This is a genomic window from Actinosynnema sp. NPDC037264 (genome assembly GCF_055603705.1).
The window spans coordinates 73974-98985 of record NZ_JBVJVK010000009.1; the positions used below are offsets into that span (position 1 = coordinate 73974).

Annotated in this window: 26 protein-coding genes; 22 read left to right on the forward strand and 4 right to left on the reverse strand. The window is 72.5% G+C overall.

All coding sequences use genetic code 11. The features are described 5' to 3' along the window. Positions 1-14: 14 nt before the first annotated feature. Complete coding sequence (locus tag ACZ7GX_RS13560; protein WP_498776307.1) at positions 15-1091, forward strand: lysophospholipid acyltransferase family protein; 1077 nt, start codon at positions 15-17, stop codon at positions 1089-1091. Between the two features lie 482 nt (positions 1092-1573). On the opposite strand, the gene ACZ7GX_RS13565 is transcribed toward ACZ7GX_RS13560, so the two are convergent. The 3 genes from ACZ7GX_RS13565 to ACZ7GX_RS13575 form a co-directional block, all read right to left on the reverse strand. After that, entirely contained in the window at positions 1574-2461 is an 888-nt protein-coding gene (locus tag ACZ7GX_RS13565) for an HAD family hydrolase (RefSeq protein ID WP_498776309.1), read from the reverse strand. Between the two features lie 39 nt (positions 2462-2500). Further along, positions 2501-3583: a DUF5667 domain-containing protein gene (locus ACZ7GX_RS13570; protein ID WP_498776311.1), complete on the reverse strand. Its 1083-nt coding sequence runs from the start codon at positions 3581-3583 to the stop codon at positions 2501-2503. 102 nt (positions 3584-3685) lie between these two features. Next, positions 3686-4339, reverse strand: coding sequence for a sigma-70 family RNA polymerase sigma factor (locus tag ACZ7GX_RS13575; RefSeq protein ID WP_498776314.1), 654 nt, complete (start codon positions 4337-4339; stop codon positions 3686-3688). 171 nt (positions 4340-4510) lie between these two features. On the opposite strand from ACZ7GX_RS13575, the gene ACZ7GX_RS13580 reads away from it, so the two are divergent. From ACZ7GX_RS13580 to ACZ7GX_RS13665, 18 genes are all read left to right on the forward strand, one after another. Next, positions 4511-5980: an AMP-binding protein gene (locus ACZ7GX_RS13580; RefSeq protein WP_498776315.1), complete on the forward strand. Its 1470-nt coding sequence runs from the start codon at positions 4511-4513 to the stop codon at positions 5978-5980. A gap of 5 nt (positions 5981-5985) precedes the next feature. Beyond that, on the forward strand, positions 5986-6222 hold the full coding sequence (locus ACZ7GX_RS13585) for a glutaredoxin family protein (protein ID WP_498776317.1): 237 nt from the start codon (positions 5986-5988) through the stop codon (positions 6220-6222). A gap of 60 nt (positions 6223-6282) precedes the next feature. Continuing rightward, a complete protein-coding gene (locus tag ACZ7GX_RS13590; RefSeq protein WP_498776319.1) occupies positions 6283-7785 on the forward strand; it encodes a molybdopterin-dependent oxidoreductase in 1503 nt (500 codons plus the stop codon). Between the two features lie 258 nt (positions 7786-8043). Further along, positions 8044-8814 (forward strand): redox-sensing transcriptional repressor Rex, encoded by a 771-nt coding sequence (locus ACZ7GX_RS13595; RefSeq protein ID WP_230566381.1) that lies wholly within the window; start codon positions 8044-8046, stop codon positions 8812-8814. A 117-nt stretch (positions 8815-8931) separates the two neighbouring features. Next, entirely contained in the window at positions 8932-10254 is a 1323-nt protein-coding gene (locus tag ACZ7GX_RS13600; RefSeq protein WP_498776322.1) for a glutamyl-tRNA reductase, read from the forward strand. After that, the gene (gene hemC / locus ACZ7GX_RS13605; RefSeq protein WP_498776324.1) at positions 10251-11192 is read left to right on the forward strand and encodes a hydroxymethylbilane synthase; all 942 of its coding nucleotides are present in this window, start codon (positions 10251-10253) and stop codon (positions 11190-11192) included. Before ACZ7GX_RS13600 ends, hemC begins: the two co-directional genes overlap by 4 nt. 14 nt (positions 11193-11206) lie before the next feature. Then, on the forward strand, positions 11207-12739 hold the full coding sequence (locus ACZ7GX_RS13610; protein ID WP_230566384.1) for a bifunctional uroporphyrinogen-III C-methyltransferase/uroporphyrinogen-III synthase: 1533 nt from the start codon (positions 11207-11209) through the stop codon (positions 12737-12739). Between the two features lie 449 nt (positions 12740-13188). Then, positions 13189-14166, forward strand: a complete 978-nt coding sequence (hemB, locus tag ACZ7GX_RS13615; RefSeq protein ID WP_498776326.1) for a porphobilinogen synthase — start codon at positions 13189-13191, stop codon at positions 14164-14166. Next, on the forward strand, positions 14163-14693 hold the full coding sequence (locus ACZ7GX_RS13620; protein WP_498776328.1) for a hypothetical protein: 531 nt from the start codon (positions 14163-14165) through the stop codon (positions 14691-14693). The genes hemB and ACZ7GX_RS13620 overlap by 4 nt, the downstream gene beginning before the upstream one ends. A gap of 172 nt (positions 14694-14865) precedes the next feature. Then, complete coding sequence (locus ACZ7GX_RS13625) at positions 14866-15423, forward strand: hypothetical protein (RefSeq protein ID WP_498776330.1); 558 nt, start codon at positions 14866-14868, stop codon at positions 15421-15423. Continuing rightward, positions 15420-15821: a hypothetical protein gene (locus ACZ7GX_RS13630; protein WP_498776332.1), complete on the forward strand. Its 402-nt coding sequence runs from the start codon at positions 15420-15422 to the stop codon at positions 15819-15821. The genes ACZ7GX_RS13625 and ACZ7GX_RS13630 overlap by 4 nt, the downstream gene beginning before the upstream one ends. A 17-nt stretch (positions 15822-15838) precedes the next feature. Further along, positions 15839-16450: a hypothetical protein gene (locus ACZ7GX_RS13635; RefSeq protein WP_498776334.1), complete on the forward strand. Its 612-nt coding sequence runs from the start codon at positions 15839-15841 to the stop codon at positions 16448-16450. Next, positions 16447-16983 (forward strand): hypothetical protein, encoded by a 537-nt coding sequence (locus ACZ7GX_RS13640; protein WP_498776336.1) that lies wholly within the window; start codon positions 16447-16449, stop codon positions 16981-16983. Before ACZ7GX_RS13635 ends, ACZ7GX_RS13640 begins: the two co-directional genes overlap by 4 nt. Positions 16984-17005: 22 nt before the next feature. Beyond that, a complete protein-coding gene (gene mce1N / locus ACZ7GX_RS13645) occupies positions 17006-17443 on the forward strand; it encodes a transport-regulating membrane protein Mce1N (RefSeq protein ID WP_498776338.1) in 438 nt (145 codons plus the stop codon). Positions 17444-17474: 31 nt separating this feature from the next. Continuing rightward, a complete protein-coding gene (locus tag ACZ7GX_RS13650; RefSeq protein ID WP_498776340.1) occupies positions 17475-17822 on the forward strand; it encodes a hypothetical protein in 348 nt (115 codons plus the stop codon). An 11-nt stretch (positions 17823-17833) separates the two neighbouring features. Further along, positions 17834-19123, forward strand: a complete 1290-nt coding sequence (hemL, locus tag ACZ7GX_RS13655) for a glutamate-1-semialdehyde 2,1-aminomutase (protein WP_498776342.1) — start codon at positions 17834-17836, stop codon at positions 19121-19123. Beyond that, positions 19120-19749 carry a histidine phosphatase family protein gene (locus tag ACZ7GX_RS13660; protein WP_498776344.1) on the forward strand — a complete coding sequence of 210 codons (630 nt, stop codon included), beginning with the start codon at positions 19120-19122 and terminating at the stop codon, positions 19747-19749. Before hemL ends, ACZ7GX_RS13660 begins: the two co-directional genes overlap by 4 nt. After that, entirely contained in the window at positions 19746-20330 is a 585-nt protein-coding gene (locus ACZ7GX_RS13665; RefSeq protein WP_498776346.1) for a TlpA disulfide reductase family protein, read from the forward strand. Before ACZ7GX_RS13660 ends, ACZ7GX_RS13665 begins: the two co-directional genes overlap by 4 nt. Positions 20331-20373: 43 nt before the next feature. Here ACZ7GX_RS13665 and ACZ7GX_RS13670 read toward each other — a convergent pair whose 3' ends face one another. Further along, complete coding sequence (locus ACZ7GX_RS13670) at positions 20374-21339, reverse strand: M64 family metallopeptidase (RefSeq protein ID WP_498776348.1); 966 nt, start codon at positions 21337-21339, stop codon at positions 20374-20376. Positions 21340-21599: 260 nt separating this feature from the next. Here ACZ7GX_RS13670 and ACZ7GX_RS13675 point away from each other — a divergent pair, with 260 nt between their 5' ends. The 3 genes from ACZ7GX_RS13675 to ccsB are packed head-to-tail and all read left to right on the forward strand — an operon-like array spanning position 21600 to position 24864. Further along, on the forward strand, positions 21600-22376 hold the full coding sequence (locus ACZ7GX_RS13675) for a cytochrome c biogenesis CcdA family protein (RefSeq protein ID WP_498776350.1): 777 nt from the start codon (positions 21600-21602) through the stop codon (positions 22374-22376). A 50-nt stretch (positions 22377-22426) separates the two neighbouring features. Then, positions 22427-23920, forward strand: coding sequence for a cytochrome c biogenesis protein ResB (gene resB / locus ACZ7GX_RS13680; protein WP_498776593.1), 1494 nt, complete (start codon positions 22427-22429; stop codon positions 23918-23920). Next, positions 23920-24864, forward strand: a complete 945-nt coding sequence (gene ccsB, locus ACZ7GX_RS13685; RefSeq protein WP_498776352.1) for a c-type cytochrome biogenesis protein CcsB — start codon at positions 23920-23922, stop codon at positions 24862-24864. The genes resB and ccsB overlap by 1 nt, the downstream gene beginning before the upstream one ends. The last annotated feature ends 148 nt before the right edge of the window (positions 24865-25012 follow it).

Genomic DNA, 25012 nt, shown 5'->3' on the forward strand with positions numbered 1-25012 from the left:
GAGGAGGTGGACGCGTGGCAGAGGCACGGGTGATCCCGCTGCACGGTGCGGACCGGGAGGGTCCCCGACGACGGCGTGCCGCCGAGCACGCGCCGGCGCCCACGCCGGTCGTGGTGCCGGAGCCGGCGGTGTCGGAGCAGTCCGTGTCGGAGCCGGTCGCCTCCGGGTCGTCGGTGTCGGAGTCGTCGGAGCCGGCGGTGTCGGAGTCGGAGCCGGTCGTGTCGGAGTCTGGCGGGGAGAGGGCGAGGGAGGGTTGGGAGCAGCGCCTGGCGGAGGTGCTGGCGTTCGCCCGCAGGCGCATCCAGGGTGATTACGAGGTCGACGAGTTCGGCTTCGACCCCGACCTGACCGACAACGTCCTGATGCCGCCGCTCAAGCCGCTGTACGAGAAGTGGTTCCGGGTGGAGACGATCGGGATGCACAACGTCCCGGGCGAGGGCGGCGCGCTGATCGTCGCCAACCACTCCGGCACCCTGCCGCTGGACGCCACGATGACGGCGTACGCGGTGCGCGCGGACCACCCGAAGCGCCGCCACCTGCGGATGCTCGGCGCCGACCTGGTGTTCAAGACGCCGGTGCTCGGCGCGCTGGCGCGCAAGTCGGGGCAGACGCTGGCGTGCAACCCGGACGCGGAACGCCTGCTCAGGTCCGGCGAGCTGGTCGGCGTGTGGCCGGAGGGGTTCAAGGGCATCGGCAAGCCGTTCAAGGACCGGTACAAGCTCCAGCGGTTCGGCCGGGGCGGGTTCGTGTCGGCGGCGTTGAACACCGGTGTGCCGATCATCCCCTGCTCGATCGTCGGTGCGGAGGAGATCTACCCGAAGATCGGCGACATCAAGGCGCTGGCCAGGCTGTTCGGCTTCCCCTACTTCCCGGTGACGCCGTTCTTCCCGCTCCTGGGCCCGCTCGGCGCGATCCCGTTGCCGTCGAAGTGGTACATCGAGTTCGGCGAGCCGATCCGGACGGACGTCTACGGCGAGCACGCGGCGGACGACCCGATGCTGGTGTTCAACCTGACCGATCAGGTGCGCGAGACGATCCAGCAGACGCTGTACAGGTTGCTCACGCAGCGGCGGAACGTCTTTTTGGGGTGAGGAGAGCCTGAGAGGGAGTCCTGGGAGGGAGCCCTGGGAGGGAGCCCTGGGAGGGCCCGAAGGGCTTCGGAGAGAGCGAGCCCTGAAGGGCTCGAAGGGCGTTAAAGAGCAAGAGAGTCCTCGCCGGACGGGCAGATCAGCAGGATGACGGCCGGTGGGTGGTTCTGTGCCGGGTCCGTTGTTGGTCCGGGTTTCGTGTCATCCCGCCGACCTCCACAAGGGCTACCACACGTATCAAGGGGGGCGCCCGCAGTGGAAGTTGGGGGTATCGCTGGACGGCGCCCCCCTTGACACGTGCGGTAGGGCTGCGCCAGGTCGGCGGGATGACACGAAGCCCTCGTTTTTGAGGAAGATCGGCACTGTCCCCATAGGGTGGCGGGCCGTGGTCCCTCCAGGTCAGGCGATGTCAGAGGACGGTGATCGCGGCGGGCGGGGGGGTCCGTGAAGCGGTCGCGGTGGCTGAGGTGTGTGAGACGGCGGGGTCAGCGGTCGCGGCGGCGGTAGGCCAGGGTGGCGGCGATGGCGCCGGCCAGGGCGCCCGCGCCGAGGACGGAGGGGACGCCGATCTTCGCGGCCTTGCGGCCGGTGCGGAAGTCGCGGATTTCCCAGCCGCGCTTGCGGGCCGTTTCGCGCAGGCCGGAGTCCGGGTTCACGGCGACCGCCGTGCCGACCACCGAGAGCATCGGCACGTCGTTGACCGAGTCCGAGTACGCCGTGCACCGGCGCAGGTCGAGGCCTTCCTTGGCGGCCAGCGCCCGCACCGCGTGCGCCTTCGCCCGGCCGTGCAGCAGGTCGCCGACCAACCGGCCGGTGTAGATGCCGTCCGTGTGCTCCGACACCGTGCCCAGCGCGCCGGTCAGGCCGAGTCGCCGCGCGATGATCTGCGCCAGCTCCACCGGCGTCGCCGTCACCAGCCACACCCGCTGGCCGGCGTCCAGGTGCATCTGCGCCAACGCCTGCGTGCCCGCCCAGATCCGGTCTGCCATGAGCTCGTCGTAGATCTCCTCGCCGAGCGAGATCAGCTCCGCCACCGACCGGCCGGCCACGAACGACAGCGCCTGCTCGCGGGACGCCGCCACGCTCTGCGGGTCCTCCCGGCCGCCGACGCGGAACTTGAGCTGCTGCCACGCGAACCCGGCCAGGTCGGAGTTCTTGAAGTACTTGCGGGCGGCGAGGCCGCGGGCGAAGTGGAAGATCGACGCGCCCATCATCATGGTGTTGTCGACGTCGAAGAAGGCGGCGGCGGTGAGGTCGGTGGGCGCGCTCCCGGACGGCCCGACCGTCGACGCGGCCTCGGCTGAGGCCTCGCCGGCCAGCGCGGCACGCCGCTCCCGTTCCGCCGAGCCCTCCACCACACGCCTTTTCACCACGTCAGCGCCTCCCGCGGTCCGATGGGGACAGGGTAGCGATCAGCCGCTGAGGCCGGGCAGCGGCAGCGACGGGAGGGTCAACGTGGGCAGCGGGAGCAGCGGTCCGGTGGTCGTGGTGCTCGGCGCGGACGGCGTCGAGCCCGCCGTGGTGCCCGGCACGGTGCCCGGTGCGCTGGTGCCGCCCGGCGCGTTGCCGGACGTGGTGGGCGCGACCGCGGTGGTGGACGGCGGCGCGGACGGCTGGTCGGTCGGCGTGGTGCCGGGGTCGACGGGCCGGGCCGCGCACGCGTCCTCGGCGGGCACCGGTCCGACCTGGTCGACCTGCCCCGACGTCACGGACACGCAGTCGACCCGGGCGTGCAGCGCGGACGCGCGTTCGGCGATCCGGTCGAGCAGGTCGAGCGACGTGCCGGCGCGGTCGGCGGCCTCGGTGGGCAGCGACGCCCGCAGCTCGGCCAGTCGGGTGGCCTGGGAGCCCGCCCAGTCGCGCAGCTCCTCGAGGGCGCGCTGGTCGGAGTTCGAGCCGAGCGCGGCCAGCACGCGGGAACCGGCCGCGGCGTCGGCGTCGAAGTCGGTCAGCGCGGTCAGGTAGCCGCCGAGCGGCCCGCCGCCGGACTCGCGGTACCGGTCGACCATGGTCTCGATCTCGGCGACGCGCGCGGCGGCGAACTCCAGGCGCTTGTAGCCCTTCGACTCCTCGCCGAAGGTGAGGCCGAGCGAGGCCGACTCGGCGGTGCGCTTGACGCCGTACAGCGCTTCGCCCGGCAACGCGTCCCGGCTGAGCAGCAGGCTCATCCCGGCCAGCGAGAACAGCAGGCACAGCGCGGCGGCGAGGGCCACCGCTAATCGACCGCGCGCTCCGGTGCGGCGCTCCCGGACGGGCCGGTCGAGCTTGGTGGGCGGCGGCTCGGCCGCGCCGAGCACGCGTGCCCGCATCCGCGCTCTGGCGGCCTCGTCCGGGCCCGAGGTGACTGCGGCTTTCCGCAGGAGCGCCACCACGGCCAGCTCGTCGGCGAACTCGTCGCCCTCGGGCGGCGCGGACCCGGGATGCGCGTCGACCGCGCGGGCGAACTGCTCGCGCTGCCTGTGCCGCCGCAGCGGCGTGATCCCTTTGCCTGCCATCCCGCTTGGCCAACCATCCCGCACGTCTCGAGCGATCCTGCCCCGAACAACGAACCGGGAGGTCCCGGGGTTACGCGAACGCCGAGTGGTGCGACGGTGATCTCACCGCAGCCACGTGGGCAGCAGTTGGGCCAACCGGCGCACCGCCCGGTGTTGCAGGGCCTTGATGGCGCCCTCGTTGCGACCCATCCTCGCGGCCGTCTCCGCCACGGACAAGCCCTGGATGAAGCGGAGGGTGATGCACTCACGTTGATCGTCACCCAGTTGGGCTACACAGCGGAGCAGTTCGGCGTTGGTCGCGTCGGTCAGGACTTCCTGCTCGGGACCGTCCGTGACCTCGCGGTTGTCCGCCAGTTCGGCCGTCGTGATCTCCAGCCGGTAGCGGCTGGACTTCACGTGGTCGAAGACGATGTTCCGCGCGATCGTGACGAACCAGGCGCCGACGTCGCGGCCCTGGTAGCTGATGGACCCGATGCTGCGCAGCGCGCGGAGGAACGTCTCGCTGGTCACGTCCTCGGCGAGGGTGCGGTCGCCGACGCGGAAGAGCACGTACCGGTAGACCACGTCGACGTACCGGTCGTACAGCGCGCCGAACGCGTCCGTGTCGCCGCCCTGAGCGGCGCGGACCAGGTTCCACGGCTCGTCGGCCGCGTTGCTCTCCACGCTCTCGATCGTGCTGGACTGCCCTCCCGCGCTCCACCTCGACCGGAGCGTCCGGATGGTTCGGACGGAGTTCTCGCGTGCCCGTGCGGTCATCGGCTCGCGGCACCTCCACAGGGTCGCCGTGCCGGCAGCATACGTGTTGTTACTCCGTAGTAGGTAGCGGCAAGTGGTCTCGAATCTGCGACGCGGATGGAGGCAATGCGTGACGCCGCCCGCGCGTGACAGACTGCGCTGAGGTCCGCCGTGGTTCACCAGGAGGTCACGTTGACCGCATCCGCAAGCAACATCGCCGACCTGGTTCGCGCCTCCGCGCACCGTGGACCCAAGCATGCCGCGCTGGTGGATGTCACGACTGCGAACAGCTACACCTGGGCCGAGTTCGACGCCGCCGTGGACGGCGAGGCGCACCGGCTCGTCCGAGCGGGTGTCGAACCGGGCGACCGGGTGGTGGTGCGGCTGCCGACCGGTCCGGAGTTCTGCGTGGCCGTGTTCGGCGTGCTCCGCGCGGGCGGCGTGCTGGTGCCCGCCGGGCCGGGCCAGCCGACGCGCGAGCTGCAGCGCCTGGTCGCCGACAGCGGCGCGAAGCTGCTCATCGGCGACGGCGGCGGCGCGGACGTCGAGGTGCTGCCGGCGCCGACGATGGAGCCGGGCGAGGAGTTCGCCGCGATCGGCTCGGGCGAGGACCTGGCCGTGCTCGGCTACACCTCCGGCACGTCCGGCTCGCCGCGCGGCGCGATGCTGTCGCACCGGGCGCTGCTGGCCAACGTCGAGCAGTGCGCCTCCCTGCGCCCCGCGCCGGTGACGGCGGGCGACCGGGTGCTGCTCGCGCTACCGCTGTTCCACGTCTACGGCCTGGGCCCCGGCCTGCTCCAGGTGGCGGGCGCGGGCGCGACCGCCGTGCTGCTGGAGCGGTTCGACCCGGACCAGGCGTTGACCGCGATCCGCGAGCACCGGGTGACCACGCTGGTCGGCGTGCCGCCGATGTACGCGGCGATCCTGGCCAACCCCGTCGAACGGCTCCGCGAGGACCTGGCCACCGTCCGCCTGTTCACCTCCGGCGCCGCGCCCCTGGCGGCCGGCCTGCTCGACGCCATGCGCGACGCCGTCGGCCTGCCCGTCTACGAGGGCTACGGCCTGACCGAGACCGGCCCCGTGCTGACCACGACCCTGGCCGGCGGCGTGCCCAAGGCGGGTTCGGTCGGCCGTGCGCTGCCCGGCGTGCTGATCCGGCTGGTCGACACCGACGGCCGACCGCTCGACCAGGACGAGGACGAGCCCGGCACCGGCCTGGTCGCGGCCAAGGGCGACAACCTGTTCAGCGGCTACTGGCCGGACGGCGCGCACGGGCCGGACGCCGAGGGCTGGTTCCGCACCGGCGACGTCGGCTACCTCGACGCCGACGGCGACCTGCACCTGGTCGACCGGGCAGGCGACCTGATCATCGTCAACGGCTTCAACGTCTACCCGCACGAGGTCGAGCAGGTGCTGTCCGAGCTGGCCGGCGTGGCCGAGGCGGCGGCGGTCGGCGTGCCGGACGAGCGGACCGGCGAGTCGGTGAAGGTCGTCGTGGTGCCCGCCGACGGCGCGGAGCTCACCGAGGACGCGGTGAAGGACCACTGCGCCGGCCGGCTGGCGAAGTTCAAGGTGCCGACCGTGGTCGAGTTCGCCGCCACCCTCCCGCACTCGCCGACCGGCAAGCTCGCGCGGGCCCGGCTGCGCCTACCCCTAGCCTGAACGTCGTGAGCCACCACGTCACCTTGATGAGCCGGGTCGACTGCCACGCCTGCGACCAGGCCAAAGCCGACCTGGAGCGGATCTGCGGCGAGCTGGGCGTGCCGTGGGACGTGCGGGACGTCGACGCCGACCGCGAGCTGCGCGCCGAGTACGGCGACCGGGTGCCGGTGATCCTCGTCGACGGCGAGGAGCACGGGTACTGGTCGGTCGAGGAGGACCGCCTGCGCGCGGCCCTGCGCTGAGGATTACCGGCCGCTTACGGAATCGGCCGGCCGGCGTCGCGAGGGTGTCGAATTGAGCACATGAACCGCTCGACCGCCGCCCTCGTCGGACTCCTCGGCGTGGCCGCCGCGCTCGCCGCCGGGCACCTCGTCGCGGGCGTGGTCGGGCCGTCGGCCTCGCCGTTCCTCGCGGTCGGCAACACCGCGATCGACTTCACGCCGAGCGCGCTGAAGGACTTCGCGGTCCGGGCGTTCGGGACCCACGACAAGCTCGTGCTGCTGCTGGGCATGGCGGTCGTGCTGGCGGCCGCCGCCGTCGCCGCCGGCCTGCTGTCGCGCCGCTCGCCACTGCCGGGCACGGTCCTCGCCGTCGTCCTCGGCCTCCTGGGCGTCGCCGCCGCGCTCTACCGCCCCGACCTGGGCCAACTCGGCGTCCTCGCGCCCGTCGCGGCCCTGGCCGCCGGCGTCGTGGTCTTCCGGTGGCTGCACGCCAAGGCGCTCAACCCCGCCGAACCCGCGGTCGGCAGGCGCGCGTTCCTCGTCGCCTCGGGCGCGACGGCGGCGGGCGCCGGCCTGGCCGCCCTGGTCGGGCAGTTCGCCGGCGGCCGGGTGGACGTCGAGGCGTCACGACGGGCCGTCGGCGCGCTCGAACCCGCCTCGCCCGCGCCGCCCCTCCCGCCGGGCGCGGACTTCGCCGCCGAGGGCACCCCCGCCTTGATCACGCCGAACGCCGACTTCTACCGGATCGACACCGCGCTGAGCGTGCCGCGGGTGCGCGCCGAGGACTGGGTGCTGCGCGTGCACGGCCTGGTCGACCGCGAGCTCAACCTCCGCTACGACGACCTGCGCCGCCGTGACCTGGTCGAACGCACGATCACCATGGTCTGCGTGTCCAACGAGGTCGGCGGGCCCTACATCTCCACCGCGAACTTCGTCGGCGTGCCGCTGCGCGACGTGCTGCTGGAGGCGGGCGTCGGCCGGGGCGCCGACCAGCTGTTCTCCACCAGCGCCGACGGCTGGACGGCGGGTTCGCCGGTCGACGTGGTCATGGAGCCCGATCGGGGCGCGCTGATCGCGCTGGGCATGAACGGCGAGCCGCTGCCGCTGGAGCACGGCTTCCCGGCCCGCCTGGTCGTGCCCGGCCTCTACGGCTACGTCTCGGCCACGAAGTGGGTCGTCGACCTGGAGCTGACCACGTTCGAGGCGAAGCGCGGCTACTGGCTGGACCGCGGTTGGGCGCGGGACGCGCCGGTCAAGGTGATGTCCCGGATCGACCGCCCGGAGGTCCGGTCGAAGGTCTCCGGCCGGGTCGTGGCCACGGGCGTGGCGTGGGCCCAGCCGACCGGCGTGGGGCGGGTCGAGGTCCGGGTCGACAACGGCCCGTGGCGGACCGCGACCCTGTCCGACGAGGTGAACGGCTCGACGTGGCGCATGTGGCGCGTCGAGCTCGACCTGGCGCCCGGCGGTCACACGATCGAGTCGCGTGCCACGGACCAGGCCGGCTTCACCCAGCCGCAGGCCCGCCTCGCCCCGATCCCCGACGGCGCGACCGGCTGGCACTCCGTCTTCTTCACCGTCGCCTAGATCACCCGAACGGGTGGGGAGCCGTGAGGCCGCTCGGCGGCGTGACACGCCGCTCCCGTGAAGTTCACCCCAAGGTGAGCCACGTCTCCTCGTATCCACCGGAAGGCGCGACGCCCCTTTTCACCGAGGGGCGCTCGCGGTGGTCGGGCGGCCGGCCGTCGACTTTGTGCAAGCGTTCACAAGCGGTACGGTGGGTGTATCACTCCGCTGGTGGCGATACCCGGCGGGTCAGTGCGACGGATGTCGAGGAGTTCCAGCGTGGCGGCTCAGCGGGGCGAGGGTGACGGTGTCGTGACCCGCCCAGGGGAGACCGGTGCCGAAGCGCCCGCCGACGTCCGGGAGCGGGCACGCGCGATCCCCGAGGCGGCCGTGGCGCGCCTCGCGGTCTACCTCCGCGTCCTCTCGGGCATGGTCGAGCAGGGCGTGACGACCATCTCCAGCGAGGAGCTCGCGGGCGCGGCCGGGGTCAACTCGGCCAAGCTCCGCAAGGACCTGTCCTACATCGGCTCGTACGGCACCCGCGGCGTCGGCTACGACGTCGAGGTGCTCGTCAGCCACATCGAGCGGATCCTCGGCCTCACCCGCAAGCACTCGGTCGCGGTCGTCGGCATCGGTAATCTTGGTCACGCGCTGGCCAACTACGGCGGTTTCCCCAGCCGGGGCTTCCCGGTCGCCGCGCTGTTCGACATCGACCCGGACCTGACGGGAGTGCCGGTAGGCGGCATCCCGGTCGACCACATCGACGACATCACGTCCGTCTGCGCGGAGCGCGAGGTCTCGATCGGGGTCATCGCGACACCCCCACAGGCAGCTCAGGCCGTCTGCGACCGTTTGGTATCCGCCGGAGTCCAGTGCATCCTGAACTTCGCACCCGTCGTGCTCCAAGTGCCGGACTACGTCGAAGTGCGCAAGGTCGACCTGGCGGTCGAGATGCAGATCCTGTCGTTCCACGTCGCGCGACGGGCTGACGAGGCCGCCGGTGACGTGGTCAACGGCATCGGTGTGGACGGGGTGGTGATTCGCCCGTGATCGTGCGGGTAGTGAGCCGGTCGGTGGTGACGGCGGTATGACGAGCGAGCTTGCGAGCGAGTCGTTCGACACAGCGTGCCACGGTCTTGTCACACCGAGCCCTGGCGAGGGGTGCGCATGAGCGTGCTCGTCGTCGGTCTGTCACACCGGACCACCCCGGTCCCCGTGCTGGAGCGCGTCGCGGTCGCCGACGCCGACCGCGGCAAGGTCCTCGACCAGCTGCTGAAGGCACCGAGCGTGTCCGAGGCCGTGCTGCTGTCGACGTGCAACCGGGTCGAGGTGTACGCGGTCGTCGAAACGTTCCACGGCGGCATGAACGAGGTCGTGGAGGTGCTCGCCCGGCAAGCCGGGGCCGAGCCCGCCGACCTGTTCGAACACCTGTACGTGCACTACTCCGCCGCCGCGGTCGAGCACCTGTTCTCGGTGGCGGGCGGCCTGGACTCGATGGTGGTCGGCGAGGCCCAGATCCTGGGCCAGCTGCGCAACTCCTACAACGCCGCCGACGAGCACGGCGTGGTCGGCCGCACGCTGCACGAGCTGATCCAGCACGCGCTGCGGGTCGGCAAGCGCGTGCACACCGAGACCGACATCGACCACGCGGGCGCGTCCGTCGTCTCCGAAGCGCTCGCCGACGCGGCGACCGCCCTCGGTGGCCTCGAAGGCCGCACCGCCCTCATCGTCGGCGCGGGCTCCATGGGCGGCCTGGCCGCCGCCCACCTGCGCCGCGCGGGCATCGGCGAGGTCGTGATCGCCAACCGGACGCCCGCCAACGGCGAACGCCTGGCCACGGCCCTGCGCGCGGACGGCGTCAACGCCACCTCGACCGGCCTGGCCGGCCTCGCCGACGAGGTCGCCAAGGCCGACGTGCTGTTCGCGTGCACCGGCTCCGTCGGCACGGTCGTCGGCGCGGAGCACATCGGCGACCGCGCCCCGGACCGGCCGCTGGTCGTCTGCGACCTCGGCCTGCCCAAGGACGTGGACCCCGCCGCGACGCTGCTCGACGGCGTCCGCGTGGTCGACCTGGAGACCCTGCAGCGCAGGCTGTCCGACGCCCCGACCGGGCAGGGCACGCTGCGCGCGGCGGAGATCGTGGCCGAGGAGGTCCGCGCCTACCTGGCCGGGCAGCGCTCGGCCGGGGTCACGCCCACCGTGACGGCGCTGCGCAAGCGTGCCGCCGAGGTGGTGGACGCCGAACTGCTGCGCCTGGACTCGCGGCTGCCCGAGCTGCCCGCCCCGGTCCGCGACGAGCTGGCCAAGACCGTGCGCCGGGTGGTGGACAAGCTCCTGCACACCCCCACCGTGCGGGTGAAGGAGCTGGCCGCGTCGCCCGGTGGGGCCGGGTACGCCGAGGCGCTGCGCGAGCTGTTCGGGCTCGACCCGCAGGCGCCGTCCGCCGTCAGCACCCCCCATTCGACGCAACCCAAAGGTGAGAAGCGGTGAACCGCACCCTGAGGATCGGCACCCGCGGCAGCGCCCTCGCGCTCGCGCAGACCGGCCACGTGGCCGACGCGCTGCGCGACGCGGGCGCGAACGTGGAGATCGTCACGATCTCCACGCCCGGTGACCGCTCGTCCGCACCCATCGCCGAGATCGGCATCGGGGTGTTCACCTCGGCGCTGCGCGACGCGCTCGCGAACGGCGAGATCGACGTGGCCGTGCACTCCTACAAGGACCTGCCCACGGCGCCCGACCCGCGTCTGTCGCTGGCCGCGGTCCCGCCGCGGGAGGACCCGCGCGACGCGCTGGTCGCCCGTGACGGCCTGACCCTGGGCGAGCTGCCGACCGGCGCGAAGGTGGGCACCGGCTCACCCCGCCGCGCCGCGCAGCTCAACGCCCTCGGACTGGGCATCGAGGTGGTCGCGCTCCGCGGCAACGTCGACACCCGCATCCGCAAGGTGGCGAACGGCGAGCTGGACGCCGTCGTGCTCGCCCGCGCCGGCATCGCCCGCCTCGGCCGCACCGCCGAGATCACCGAGACCTTGGAGCCCATCCAGATGCTCCCCGCGCCCGCGCAGGGCGCCCTCGCAGTGGAGTGCCGGGTCGACGACGTCGACGCCGAACACCTCCTCCAGTCCACTTTGGACGATTCGGCCAGTAGGGCCGCTGTCGCCGCCGAGCGTGCCCTCCTGGCCGCGCTCGAGGCAGGCTGCAGCGCGCCGGTCGGCGCACTGGCCGATGTGGTGGAAGACCTCAGCGACGACGGGACCGTGGTTCTCCGCCTGTCCCTGCGCGGGGTCATGGCGACGGAGGACGGCGACCTCCTCCGTGCGTCCGCCACCGGTGACTTGACCGCAGCAGAGGAACTCGGCCGCGCGCTGGCCGCCGAGTTGCTCGACCTCTCCGGCCACGCCACCGCGTCGCCGGCGGGGCGTAGTTGATGGGGAGTGCCCTGATGACCCGCGCACGCAAGACCCCCGGCCGAGTCGCGTTCGTCGGCTCAGGTCCGGGCGACACCGGGCTGCTCACGGTCCGGGCCCGCGACCTGCTCCACAAGGCGGAGCTCGTGGTCACGGACCCGGACGTCCCGGCCGAGGTGGTGGCGCTGGTACCCGACGGCGTCGAGGTGCGACCCGCCGTGGGCGATCCCGCCGACGTCGCGAAGGACCTGGTCGCCGAGGCGAAGAACGGCCACGCCGTGGTCCGCCTCGTAGCCGGCGACCCGCTGACCCTGGACTCCGTGGTGAAGGAGGCCCAGGCCGTCTCCAAGACCACGATCGCGTTCGACGTGGTGCCCGGCGTCCCCGCCGGCACCGCGGTGCCCGCCTACGCGGGCGTCGCACTGGGCGCCGTCCACACCGAAGCCGACGTCCGGGGCGTGGCCGACTGGTCCGGCCTGGCCGCCGCGCCGGGGACGCTCGTCCTGCACGCCACCGGCGGCCACCTGGCCGAGGCCGCGTCCTCGCTCGTCGAGAACGGCCTGGCCCCGCAGACCCCGGTCGCGGTGACCTGCGACGGCACCGGCTTCGGCCAGCGCACCGTGGACACCACGCTCGCCTCCCTGGCCGCCGACGCGGGCGACCTGGGCGGCCCGCTGGTCGTCACCGTCGGCGCCGCCGTGGCCGGCCGGCCCAAGCTCTCCTGGTGGGAGTCCCGCGCGCTGTACGGCTGGCGCGTCCTCGTCCCGCGCACCAAGGAGCAGGCGGGCGCGATGAGCGACCGGCTGCACTCCCACGGCGCGATCCCGGTCGAGGTCCCGACCATCTCCGTCGAGCCACCGCGCAGCCCCGCGCAGATGGAGCGCTCGGTGAAGGGCCTGGTCGACGGCCGCTACCAGTGGGTCGTCTTCACCTCCACCAACGCCGTCCGCGCGGTCTGGGAGAAGTTCCGCGAGTTCGGCCTGGACGCCCGCGCGTTCTCCGGCGTGAAGATCGCCTGCGTCGGCGAGAGCACGGCCGCCAAGGTCCGCAGCTTCGGCATCATCCCGGAACTGGTCCCGTCCGGCGAGCAGTCCTCGGAAGGCCTCCTGGCCGACTTCCCGCCGTACGACGACATACTGGACCCGGTGGACCGAGTCCTGCTCCCGCGAGCGGACATCGCCACCGAAACCCTGGCGGCCGGCCTGCGCGAACGGGGCTGGGAGATCGACGACGTCACGGCCTACCGCACGGTCCGCGCCGCCCCGCCGCCCGCGGACACCCGCGAGATGATCAAGTCGGGCGGTTTCGACGCGGTCTGCTTCACCTCGTCCTCCACGGTCCGCAACCTGGTCGGCATCGCGGGCAAGCCCCACGCCCGCACCCTGGTCGCGTGCATCGGCCCGCAGACCGCCGAAACGGCCCGCGAGTTCGGCCTCCGCGTCGACGTCCAACCGGAGGACGCCAACGTCCCCGCCCTCGTCGACGCCCTGGCCCAGCACGCGGCCCGACTCCGGGCGGAAGGCGCGCTACCCCCACCCCGCAAGACCAAGCGCCTGCGCAGGTCCTGACCCAGGACGCAACGGCCTGAACCAACCGGGCCCCAACGGACCCGGAACCGACCTACCGAGGCCCGATTTGACATGGGTTCGGGTGCCTTAGGCTGGTCGGAGCCGGCAGGCCTGGCGGGACGCTTTTCCCCGCCGGGCCTGCCGGCTACGGCCTGCCTGGGGTGCCCGTAAGGGCCCCATGTCAAATCGAGCCGGCCAGAGCCGAACCGGACCCGGACCTGGGCTTGACCGGACCCGGACTTGGGCTTGACCGGATCGGACCCGGACTTGACCGGACCCGGACCTGGGCTCGACCGGACCGGACCTGGGCTTGATCGCACCGCACTAGCCCCAACCGGCCCAGCCCCGACCCTTACAACAAAACAGGCGTACCCCACCCGCAGCACCCCTTGCGCATACCGAACCACAGGGCACCGACAAAGCAGACCGACCACCAGGGAAGTGCCGCAGTGTTCCCATCCCACCGCCCCCGCCGCCTGCGCACCACGCCGGCCATGCGCCGCCTGGTCAGCGAGACCACCGTGCGCCCGCGTCAGCTGGTGCTGCCCATGTTCGTCAAGGAAGGCGCGTCCGCGCCGACCGAGATCCAGAGCATGCCGGGCGTCTTCCAGCACACCCGCGAGTCGCTGCGCAAGGCCGCCGCGGAAGCGGTACAGGCCGGGGTCGGCGGGATCATGCTGTTCGGCGTGCCCGCCGAGCGCGACGCCGTCGGCTCCGGCGCGACCGACCCGGACGGCATCCTCAACGCCGCCCTGCGCGACCTCCGCCAGGAACTCGGCGACTCGACCGTCCTCATGTCGGACTGCTGCCTGGACGAGTTCACCGACCACGGCCACTGCGGCGTCCTCACCCCCGACGGCGCCGTGGACAACGACGCCACCCTCGAGGTCTACGGCGAGATGGCCGTCGCCCAGGCCGACGCGGGCGCGCACGTCGTCGGCCCGAGCGGCATGATGGACGGCCAGATCGGGTTCATCCGCGCCGCGCTGGACGAAGCCGGCCACACCGACACCGGCGTCCTCGCCTACAGCGCCAAGTACGCGTCCGCCCTCTACGGCCCGTTCCGCGACGCGGTCGAGTCCCAGCTCAAGGGCGACCGCAAGACCTACCAGCAGGACCCGGCCAACGCCCGGGAAGCGCTGCGCGAGGTCGCGCTCGACCTCGCCGAGGGCGCCGACATGGTCATGGTCAAGCCCGCGCTGCCCTACCTCGACGTCCTCAAGGCCGTCGCCGAGGTCTCCGACGTCCCGGTCGCGGCGTACCAGATCTCCGGCGAGTACGCGATGGTCGAGGCCGCCTCCCGCAACGGCTGGATCGACCGCGAGCGGACCGTGCTGGAGATGCTCACGTCGATCCGCCGGGCCGGCGCGGACATCGTGCTCACCTACTGGGCGGTCGAAGCCGCGGGTTGGCTGGACCGGGAATGACGAACGCGCTGAACAGGCCGACCCCGCCCAAGCCGCCCAAGCCGACCCCGCCCAAGCTGGTCGACATCGCGCGCTGGCTGTTCATCCTCAGCGCCGCGGTCGGCGTGGTCCGGTTCATGGTGCAGCTCGCCGACCGCGAGATGCTGATCCGCGAGCTGCGCGTGCAGCAGCCGAACCTGAGCCAGGACGACCTGGACGCCGCCGCGACCGGCGGCATCGTGTTCGGGCTGGTGATCGCGGTCGGCCTGATCCTGGTCTACACGCTGCTGGCGAACCGGATGGCCGGCGGCCGCAACTGGGCGCGGATCGTGCTCACCGTCATCGCCGGCGTCGGGATCTTCCTCGGCGTGGTCCGGCTGGTCGCGGCCGCGTCCGGCTTCGCGGCGGCGTTCGGGCTGGCCGTCAGCGGCGTCGACCTGGCGTTCGGCGTGGTCACGATGCTGATCGACGCGGCCGCCGTGGTGCTGATGTACCAGAGCTCCGTCTCGCGCTACTTCACCACCCGCCCCGCGCCCGGGAGCTCCTGACCCGCCGGCTCTCGCATCCGCTGACCCGCCGGCCGTCGCATCCCCTGACCCGCAGGCTCGCGCATCCCCTGACCTGGCGGTCCTCGCACCCCCGAGGTCGCAGGTCACAGGTCTGCACCCACCGCCTGTCGCGGTGGACAACGACCTTGACCGGGCCCTAGCGTCTCGAGGCGTGACCACCCCACAGGACCCTGAGAACCGGCCTCCCCAGCAGCCGTACACGCCGCCGCAGCAGCCCTACACCCCGGCGCCGCCGCCGCTGAGCGAGTCGGAGCTGGCCCGATCCGGCGGGCAGCCCGCCGTGCCGGAGCCGAAGGAAGTCCGCCTGTCCTTCTTCCTCTGGCTCGCGAGCGCGATCCTGCTCGTCGTGTCGTCCGCGCTCGTGCTCACCCAGCGCGAGACCGCCCTCGAAGAGGCGCGCAAGGCCCCGCCGACGCCGGGCATCACGGTGGAGCAGCTGGAGTCCACCGTCACCGCGATCCTGGTGTTCCTCGTGATCATGGGCGTGGTGCTGGCCGGGCTGATGGTGTTCTTCGCGCTGAAGGCCCGCGCGGGCCGCAACTGGGCGCGCATCGCGCTGACCGTGCTCGGCGCGGCGGTGTTCCTCTACCACCTGGTCGGGTTCTCGCTGGTGGGCCTGGTCATCGTGCTCGTCGTGGCCGCCGCCGTGGTGACCCTGTACCTGCCCGCCTCGAAGGCCTACTTCGACTCGGTGAAACGAGCCGGATGAGCGCGCAGCCGCCCGCGGTGGTGCGCGGCGCGGTCGCCGTGTGGCTCGCCCTCGGCGCGTTCCTGCTGTTGGAGAACGTGGTGCTGTGGCTGCGCCGGGACGAGTTCGAGCAGGCCGCCGCCCGCGCGGGCGACGACCCGGCGGCGGTGCCGGGGCTGCTGGCCCAGCTGACCGTCGTGGCGGTGGCCTTCACGATCGGCTACGGCCTGTTCGGGTGGCTGCTGCGACGCGGCAGGCGGTGGTCACGCGGTGTGCTCACCGGCGTGGCCGTGCTGCACGTGCTGTGGATCGTGCTGCCGGGCGCCAGCGCCGTGAACGTCGTGACGCTGCTGCTGATCGGTGTCGGTTTGGCGTTCACCTGGCTGCCCGGTACGGCACAGTGGGTGAAGCAGCACTGACCCCTGCGGAGAACCCCATGCCGGAACCGGATCCGTTCGCCTCGCCCTTCCACCACGTGGAGCTGCCGGGGCAGGAGCAGTCGAACACGCCCCTGCCGCCCGGCTTCCAGCTGCCCGCGCCCATGCCGCCGGTCGGCCCGGCCGAGTACGCGCCACGTCGCCCGGTCACCGCGACCGTCGCCTCGTGGAGCTGGATCGCGGGCGCGGTGCTGGTGGTGCTCGCGCTGCCCGGCCTGTTCTACACCGGGTTGGACGCGTTCGCCGACGACCTCGTGCACGACTCCGCCGCCGAGCCCGACGCGCTGACCAGGGGCGAGGCGGAGGTGGCCGCCAGGGTGACGCCGGTGCTGTTCGCGCTCGGGTTCGCGGTGCTGTCCGTGCCGTTCGTGCTCGCCGCGGCCAAGCTGCGCTCGGGCCGGAACTGGGCGCGCATCCTGCTCACCGTCCTCAGCCTGCCCGTCGGCGCGTTCGGGATCGTCGCGATGCTGATGTTCGCCTCCGGCGTGACGTACGTGGACTGGCTGGTCGGCGTGGGGTGGTCGTGGGCGTTCCTCGGCGTCTGCGCGCTCGGCTTCGTGGCGATGTACTTGCCCGCTTCGAACGCGTACACCAGGTCGGTGACGAGATGACGCAGCCGCCGTTCGACCCGTACGGCGGGCAGCCGATGCGGCCCGTCGAGTACCCGCAGGCGGGCCCGCAACCGCCGTACCAGTCCCCGTACCCCGGGCAGATGCGCGACGTGGACCAGCACACCGCCGCGCTGGCCCGACCCACCGCCGTGGTCGTCTCCTTCGTCCTCTGGGTCCTGACCGCCCTGTCCTGGCCGGTCGGGTCGGTCGCGCGCACGCTCGCCGAGGACGGCGCGATCGCCGGATTCGGCCCGATCATGGCGCTGTTCACCAGCGCGTGCCTGGCCGTCGCGTGCGTCTGGGGCGCGGTCCTGCTCCTCGGCGGCAGCTACCACGCGCGGCTCGGCCTGTGCGGCGGCGCGCTGGTCATCGGCGTCCTCGCCCTGGCCGCCGCGATCGTCGCGGCCCGCGACGGTGACACCGGTCCGCTGTCCTGGGTGGTGATCGTGCTGCGGCTCGCGCTGCCCGCCGCCGCGTCGGTGTTCAGCTTCCTGCCCGGCACGCGGCAGTACTTCTCCGGGAACCCGGGCTAGGGCGGACGAGGAGCAGCCGACCGTGGACCAGCCGACCCTGTACACCGAACCGGGCACGTCCTGGTGGCCGCTGCTGTGGGGCCCGGTGTTCGCCGTGCTCGGGTTCGCCGTCGAGGCGCTGACCGGCTCCACCCGCCCGCTCCTGTGGTTCGTCGTCGCACTGCTCCTGCTGCTGCCCACGGCGCTCTGGGTGCAGGGCCGCCGTCGCCTGTTCGCCGTGCGCCTCACGCCCGTCGCCCTGCACCAGGGCCGCGAGGAGCTGCCGCTGCGCGAGATCGACGAGGTCGAGGGCGTCGAGCCCCGGTCGGGTGCGAAGGTGCTCGGCGGCGGCTGGTCCCTGCCCCGCGGCACGGAGGCGGTGCCGATCCGGCTCACCGACGGCTCGGTGGTGATGGGCTGGGCGCGGGACGCCGACGCGCTCCGGGCCGAGATCGCGAAGCTGCTGACCGCACATGGGTGACGAGCCGCGCGGGCATGAGAGGCTGACCGACGTGACTGCGGCCACCGTCGAGACCGAGACCGCGCCGGAACCCGAGCCCGAACCCGGCGGGCCGGCGCTGCACCAGCCGAAACGCGCGCTCATCGCGGTCGGCGAGGTGGTGCTCATCGCCCTGCTCGTGCCGTTCGCCGTGTGGTGCTGGAACCGGGGCGTCGTGCACTACAGCTACCCCGTGCCCGACCACCCGCCGCTCGAGTCCACCCGCTTCCGGGGCAACTGGATCGGCGCGTCCGTGGGCCTCGTCACGGTCGCGGGCGTGCTGCTGCTCGACGCCGTGCGCCAGACCGTGCTCGCCGTGCGCACCCGTGGTCGGAAGCAGGTCGCCGAACCGGACGTGTGAGACTGGACGGCGTGACAGCGACGCGATCCCAGGCACTGTTCGAGCGCGCGGCGGCGGTGATCCCCGGTGGCGTGAACTCCCCGGTGCGGGCTTTCCACTCGGTCGGCGGCACGCCGAGGTTCATGGTCCGCGGCGAGGGCCCGCACCTGTGGGACGCCGACGGCAACCGCTACGTCGACCTGGTGTCGTCGTGGGGCCCGATGATCCTCGGGCACGCCCACCCGGACGTGGTGCGCGCCGTCCGCGAGGCGGCCGTGCACGGCCTGTCGTTCGGCACGCCCACCGAGGGCGAGGTCGAGCTGGCCGAGGAGATCATCGACCGGGTCGCGCCGGTGCACCAGGTCCGCCTGGTCAACTCCGGCACCGAGGCCACCATGAGCGCGATCCGGCTGGCCCGCGGCTTCACCGGCCGCCGCAAGGTCGTCAAGTTCGCCGGCTGCTACCACGGCCACGTGGACGCGCTGCTCGCCCAGGCCGGCTCCGGCGTCGCCACGCTCGGCCTGCCCACCTCACCCGGCGTCACGGGCGCGCAGGCCGCCGACACCCTCGTGCTGCCCTACAACGACGTCGAGGCCGTCAAGCTGGCCTTCGCCGAGAACCCGGGCGAGATCGCCTGCGTGATCACCGAGGCCGCGGCGGGCAACATGGGCGCGATCGCGCCCCGGCACAACGCCGAGCTCAGGCAGCTCTGCCAGGACAACGGCGCGCTGCTGATCATGGACGAGGTCATGACCGGCTTCCGGGTGTCCCGCGCCGGCTGGTACGGCCTGGAGAACGTCGAGGGCGACCTCTACACGTTCGGCAAGGTCATGTCCGGCGGCCTGCCCGCGGCGGCGTTCGGCGGCCGGACCGACGTGATGTCGAAGCTCGCGCCCGCCGGCCCGGTCTACCAGGCGGGCACGCTGTCCGGCAACCCGGTCGCGGTGGCGGCGGGCCTGGCCACGCTGCGCGCCGCCACGGACGACGTCTACCGCACCCTCGACGCCAACGCCACGCGCCTGGGCGCGCTGTTCACCACCGCGCTCACCGAAGCGGGCGTCGCGCACCGGGTCCAGTTCGCCGGCAACCTGGTCAGCGTGTTCTTCACCGACACCGAGGTCACCGACTACGCGGGCGCCCAGCGCGCCGAGACGTGGCGCTTCCCGGCGTTCTTCCACGCCCTGCTCGACCGCGGCGTGTACGCGCCGCCGAGCGCCTTCGAGGCGTGGTTCGTCAACGCGGCCATGACCGACGACGACTTCCAGGTCATCGCCGACGCCCTGCCGCACGCCGCCCGCGCCGCCGCGGAGGCGACCCAGTGAGCCGCACGGTCGTCCACCTGCTCAGGCACGGCGAGGTGCACAACCCGACCGGCATCCTCTACGGCCGCCTGCCGGGCTTCAAGCTGTCCGAACGGGGCCAGAAGCAGGCGCTGACCGTGGCCGAGCACCTGGCCGACCACGACATCGCGCACGTCGTGGCCTCGCCGCTGGACCGGGCGCAGCAGACCGCGTCCCCGATCGCCGACTCGCACCGGCTCGAGCTGGACACCGACGAGCGGCTGATCGAGGCGGACAACAAGTTCGAGGGCCTGAAGGTGGCCGTCGGCGACGGCGCGCTGCGCTCGCCCAAGCACTGGCCGAAGCTGGTCAACCCGTTCCGGCCGTCGTGGGGCGAGCCGTACCTGGCGATCGCGCACCGGATGCTCGGCGCGGTGCAGCGGGCCCGGTCCGAGGCCGAGGGCCACGAGGCCGTGTGCGTGTCGCACCAGCTGCCGATCTGGACGCTGCGGCGGTTCCTGGAGGGCAAGCGGATGTGGCACGACCCCCGTCGCCGCGAGTGCTCGCTGGCGTCGTTGACCAGCCTCGTGTTCGAGGGCGAGCAGCTGGTGCGCGTGGTCTACACCGAGCCGGTCGGCGCGACGAACCCGAGGGTGACCGGGGCATGAGGCCCCGTTCCGCCCTCTCGGGCCTCGCGGTCGCGCTCCTGCTCGTCACCGGCTGCTCGACCGGTGACGACGCGGTGGTGGCCGGTTCGGAGTTCCAGCTCGTCGCGCCCGACGGCGAGACGAAGCTGCGCTACGACGGCGACGAGCGCAAGAAGGTCACGGGGCTGTCCGGGCCGAGCCTGATGGAGGACGGCAAGACCGTCTCCCTGGACGACTACGCGGGCAAGGTCGTGATCGTCAACGTCTGGGGAGCGTGGTGCGGGCCGTGCCGGACCGAGGCCCCGGAGCTGCAGAAGGTGCAGGACGAGACCGGGCCGCTCGGCGTGCAGGTCATCGGCGTGGACGTCAAGGAGAGCTCGACCGAGGCGCCGCGGGACTTCATGGCCAACCGGCAGCTGACCTACCCGTCGATCTACGACGAGTCGGGGCGGGCGATGCTGGCCTTCCGCGGGGTGCCGCCCAACGCCGTGCCGTCCACGTTCGTGCTGGACAAGCAGCACCGGGTGGCGGCGGCGTTCCTCGGCGCCGTGATCGCCTCGGACCTGGTCGGGCTGGTCAAGGACCTGGCCGCGGAGTCCTGACGGTCACCGCGGCTCGGGATCACGGCCGGGATCACGGCCGGGATCAGCGCAGCTCGGGCACCTTGGCCTTGAACGCGTCGATCATCGCGTCCCGCCCGACGAGGTTGAACTCGCGGCCGAGCGTGCGCATGATCGAGTTCTCGGTCGGCCGGTACAGGCCGAGCTTGTAGTACCGGGCGCCCTCGAACGCGCCGACCACGCCGCCGTCCGGCGACGCCTGGCCCAGGTAGGCCGACCACTTCGCACCGGTCGGGTCCGCGGTCACGTTGACCTCGGTCGGCTCCTCGCCGCTGTACTGGTCGTACGGGTAGTCGTACTCGTCGGCGAGCTTGCCGATCGAGTGGCCGAGCTCGTGCACGGCGATCTGCCCGGCCTGGTCGTTCGCGCCCGCCGCGGTCGCCACGCCACCGCCCGCGCCGCCGTACTTGGCCGTGTTGCCGAGCGCGATGACCTGGTCGGCCTGCGGCGCGAGGGCGCCGAACTGGCCCGCCTTGGTCTGGTTCACGCACAGCAGGCGTTCGGTCTGGGTGTCGCGGCCCTGGCACCAGAAGCCCATGTCGAGAGCCGTGTCGCGGGCCGTGCCCAGGGTCGGGTCGTGGTCGACGCCCGACTCGTTCGACACGACGTTGACCTGCCAGACGTTGAAGTACTGGCGGTAGGACTTGAACGGCTCGACCGCGGACAGCTCCGTCCACTTGCTCACCACGTGGTCGTGGAAGACGCCGAGCTCGCCCGCCGTGTAGCCGTCGCCGACGAAGACCAGGTCGAACCGCTGGTCCGGCGCGCCGGTCTCCTGGATGGCCACCACGTCGGCGGCCACCGCCTCGGGCGCGGCCCTGGTCTCGACGGCGACCGCCACGGGCGTCCGCGAGATCGTGCCGTCCGGTGAGAAGACCTCCACCCACTCCACGCCGGGACCGCCGGCCTCCGCGGCGCCGCCGGGCAGGGGAGCGGCGACGACGGCGAAGGCGACGGCCAGCACGGGCAAGGTGAGCCGGTGTGCGCGCATGGCAGTCACGCTATGGAGTTGCCCGCTAACCCACAAGGGTTGATGGTCGGGTTTAAACATTCACTGAGACGGGTACAGCCGCCGCGAGGTCGCGTCGATCGTTCGCGACTCATTTCCCGGCGATCACGCTTTTCGATCGTCGGGAAATCAGGCGCGAGCGGTCGACTTCCAGGCGACCGAGCCCGCCATCTGCGGAGCAGTGGCCTCGAACACAGATGCCGGTGGGAGCCGTCAAGTAGTCGATACCTACCCTGGACGGCGTGAATCCGACCGATCTGGCCACCTCCGGCCCGATCCTGCTCGCGACCGGCGTGGCGGTCCTGGCCGGTGCGATCTCGTTCGCCTCGCCGTGCGTGGTCCCGCTCGTGCCCGGCTACCTCGCCTACCTCGCGGGCCTGGTCGGCGCGGAAGCGCCGGCGGTCCAGGACGACGAGGCGAGGAAGACCGGCCGCTGGCGGGTCGCGGGCGCCGCGCTGCTGTTCGTGCTCGGCTTCACGATCGTGTTCGCGCTGATGTCGTTCGTGGTGCTCGGGCTGACCGACCTGTTCTGGGTCCAGGGCGACGTGCTCCAGCGCGTCGGCGGCGTCATCACGATCGCCATGGGACTGGTGTTCATCGGGCTCGTCCCCGGCCTCCAGCGCGACATCCGCCTGCACCGCACGCCGCGCGCGGGCCTGCTCGGCGCGCCGCTGCTCGGCGGGGTGTTCGCGCTCGGCTGGACGCCGTGCCTGGGCCCGACGCTCACGGGCGTGCTGGCGCTGACCCGCAGCACCGAGGTCGGCTCGGTCACCGCCCGCGGCGGGGTCCTCGTGCTCGCCTACTGCCTCGGCCTCGGCCTGCCGTTCGTCCTGATCGCGCTCGGCGCGCGCTGGGCGGTCCGCACGACCGGCTGGCTGCGCTCGCACGTCCGCCAGGTGCAGGTGTTCGGCGGCGTGCTGCTGATGGCCGTCGGCGTCGCCCTGGTCACCGGCCTGTGGGGCGACTTCGTCGCCTGGCTGCGCGACGCCGTCGTCAACGACCTGAAACTGCCGTTGTAGTGCGCGCCCTCCTCGCCTTCCTGCGCAACACGTGGCGCGGCCTGACGGCCATGCGCACCGCGTTGACCCTGCTCTTCCTGCTCGCCCTCGGCGCGATGCCGGGTGCGCTGCTGCCGCAGCGCTCGCTGAACTCCTTCAAGGTCGACGAGTACATCGCCGACAACGGCTGGTGGGGCCGGCTGCTGGACCGGCTGCAGTTCTTCGACGTCTACGCGAGCTTCTGGTTCTCCGCGATCTACGTGCTGCTGTTCGTGTCGCTGGTGGGCTGCCTGCTGCCGCGCACGTGGGAGTACTTCAAGCAGATGCGGGCCAAGCCGGTGCTCACGCCGCGCAACCTGGCCCGGATGCCGCACCACGCCGCCGCCGACACGACCTCGTCCCCGCGAGCCGTCATCGAGCACGCCGAACGCCGGCTCAAGGGCTGGCGGACCGTCACCCGCGACGAGGCGGACGGCGCCCGCACGATCAGCGCCGAACGCGGGTTCCTCCGCGAGACCGGCAACCTGGTGTTCCACTTCTCCCTGCTGGGCCTGCTGGTCGCGTTCGCGCTGGGCAAGATGTTCGGCTACGAGGGCCAGGTCATCGTGCAGGCGAACGGCGGCCAGTTCTGCAACTCGGGCGTCTACAACTACGACACGTTCCGCCCCGGCCTGCGCGTGGACGGCACGCGGCTCAACCAGTTCTGCGTGCGGGTCGACGACTTCGACGCCACCTACCTGCACAACGGCCAGGCGGAGAGCTTCCACGCGGCCATCCAGTACCAGTCGGGCGCGGACCTGCGGACCGGCGCGTGGCGGCCGTACCCGCTGGAGGTCAACAGCCCGCTGCGCACGGCGGGCGACCGGGTCTACCTCCTCGGCCACGGCTACACGCCGCTGTTCACGGTCACCTTCCCCAACGGCGAGACCCGCTCCGGCGCGACCCAGTGGCGCCCGGTCGACCAGGTCACGCTCGCCTCGGAGGGCGCGACGAAGTTCGACCCGCCGAACGTGCCGGACGCCGAGCAGCGCCGCAAGAGCCAGCTCGCGATCACCGGCCTGCTCGCGCCGACCGCCGTCTTCCAGGGCGAGCTGCTCGACTCCGCGTTCCCCGCCGCGAACGACCCGGCGGTCGCGATCGACGTCTACCGCGGCGACCTGGGCACCGACTCCGGTCGCGGCCAGTCCATCTTCTCGATCGACCAGAAGATGGTCCGCGACGGCAAGCTGACCAAGGTCGCCCGGCAGAACCTCTTGCAGGGCGAGCAGCTGACGCTCGACGACGGCACCGTGATCCGCTTCGACGGCGTCCGCGACTGGGTGTCGTTGCAGGTGTCCCACGACCCCACGCAGGTGTGGGTGCTCGTGTTCTCGGTGCTGGTCATCCTGGGGCTGGCCGTCTCGCTGAGCATCAAGCGCCGCCGCGTCTGGGTGCGGGCCGCACCGGGGCCGGACGGGCGTACCGTTGTCGAGGTCGGCGGCCTCGCGCGCACTGATCAGGCCGGGTACGGCGAGGAGTTCACCGAGCTCTCCCGCGACCTGCTCGCCCACAAGGAGGAGAGCTGATGCCGGTCAACACGGCGCTGGCGACCTACAGCGACTGGACCTACGGCGCGGCCGTGGCGATCTACTTCTTCGCCGCCGTGCTGTACCTGTGCGAGGCGGCGTTCGCCCGACCCGCCAAGACCCGCGAACCGGCCGCGGCGGCCGTCGTGTCGGGCGGCACGCGGGCCGACGGCACGTGGACGCCCGGCCGGGTCACCGAGCCGGAGCGGTCCCGCGCCGAACGCCTGGGCCGCATGGGCGTGGCGCTGACCGTGCTCGGCGCGGTGCTGCAGACCGCGTCCCTGGTGCTGCGCGGGTTCGCGACCGAGCGCGCGCCGTGGGGCAACATGTACGAGTACGGCTCGCTGCTCACGCTGGCCGCCGTCGTGACGTGGCTCGTGCTGTCGCGCACGTTCGACGTCCGCAAGCTCGGCGGCTTCGTGCTCGTGCCGATCGTGATCCTGATGTTCCTCGGCGGCACGGTGCTCTACGCCGACGCCGCGCCCGTGCAGCCCGCGTTGCAGTCGTACTGGCTCGTGGTGCACGTGTCGGTGATCTCGGTGTCCAGCGGCGTGCTGCTGGTGCCCGGCGTGGCCAGCGTGCTGTACCTGCTGAAGACCTCCGGCCGCGCGCGGTTCACCCGGCTGCCCGACGCCGACGTGCTCGACCGGCTCGCCTACCGCAGCACGGTGTTCGCGTTCCCGCTGTTCACCATCGGCATCATCTGCGGCGCGATCTGGGCCGAGGCGGCGTGGGGCCGGTTCTGGGGCTGGGACCCGAAGGAGACCGTGGCGTTCGTCTCGTGGGTCGTCTTCGCGGCGTACCTGCACGCGCGGGCCACGGCGGGGTGGCGCGGCAGGCCCGCCGCGTGGATCAACTCGCTCGGCTTCGCGCTGACCGTGTTCAACCTGTTCTTCATCAACCTCGTAACGACTGGGATGCACTCGTACGCGGGCGTCGGCTGATGCCGTAGACCACGTGTAACGCGGTGTTCGCGGCCCCGTCCGCGATGCTCGGGGGAGCGAGCACCCAGTGTCGTGGAACCACTGGTGGCCGACTACCGTCGGACGCGTGGGGTCGGGGAGGTCTCGATCCGCTTCGCTCAGGGAGGAC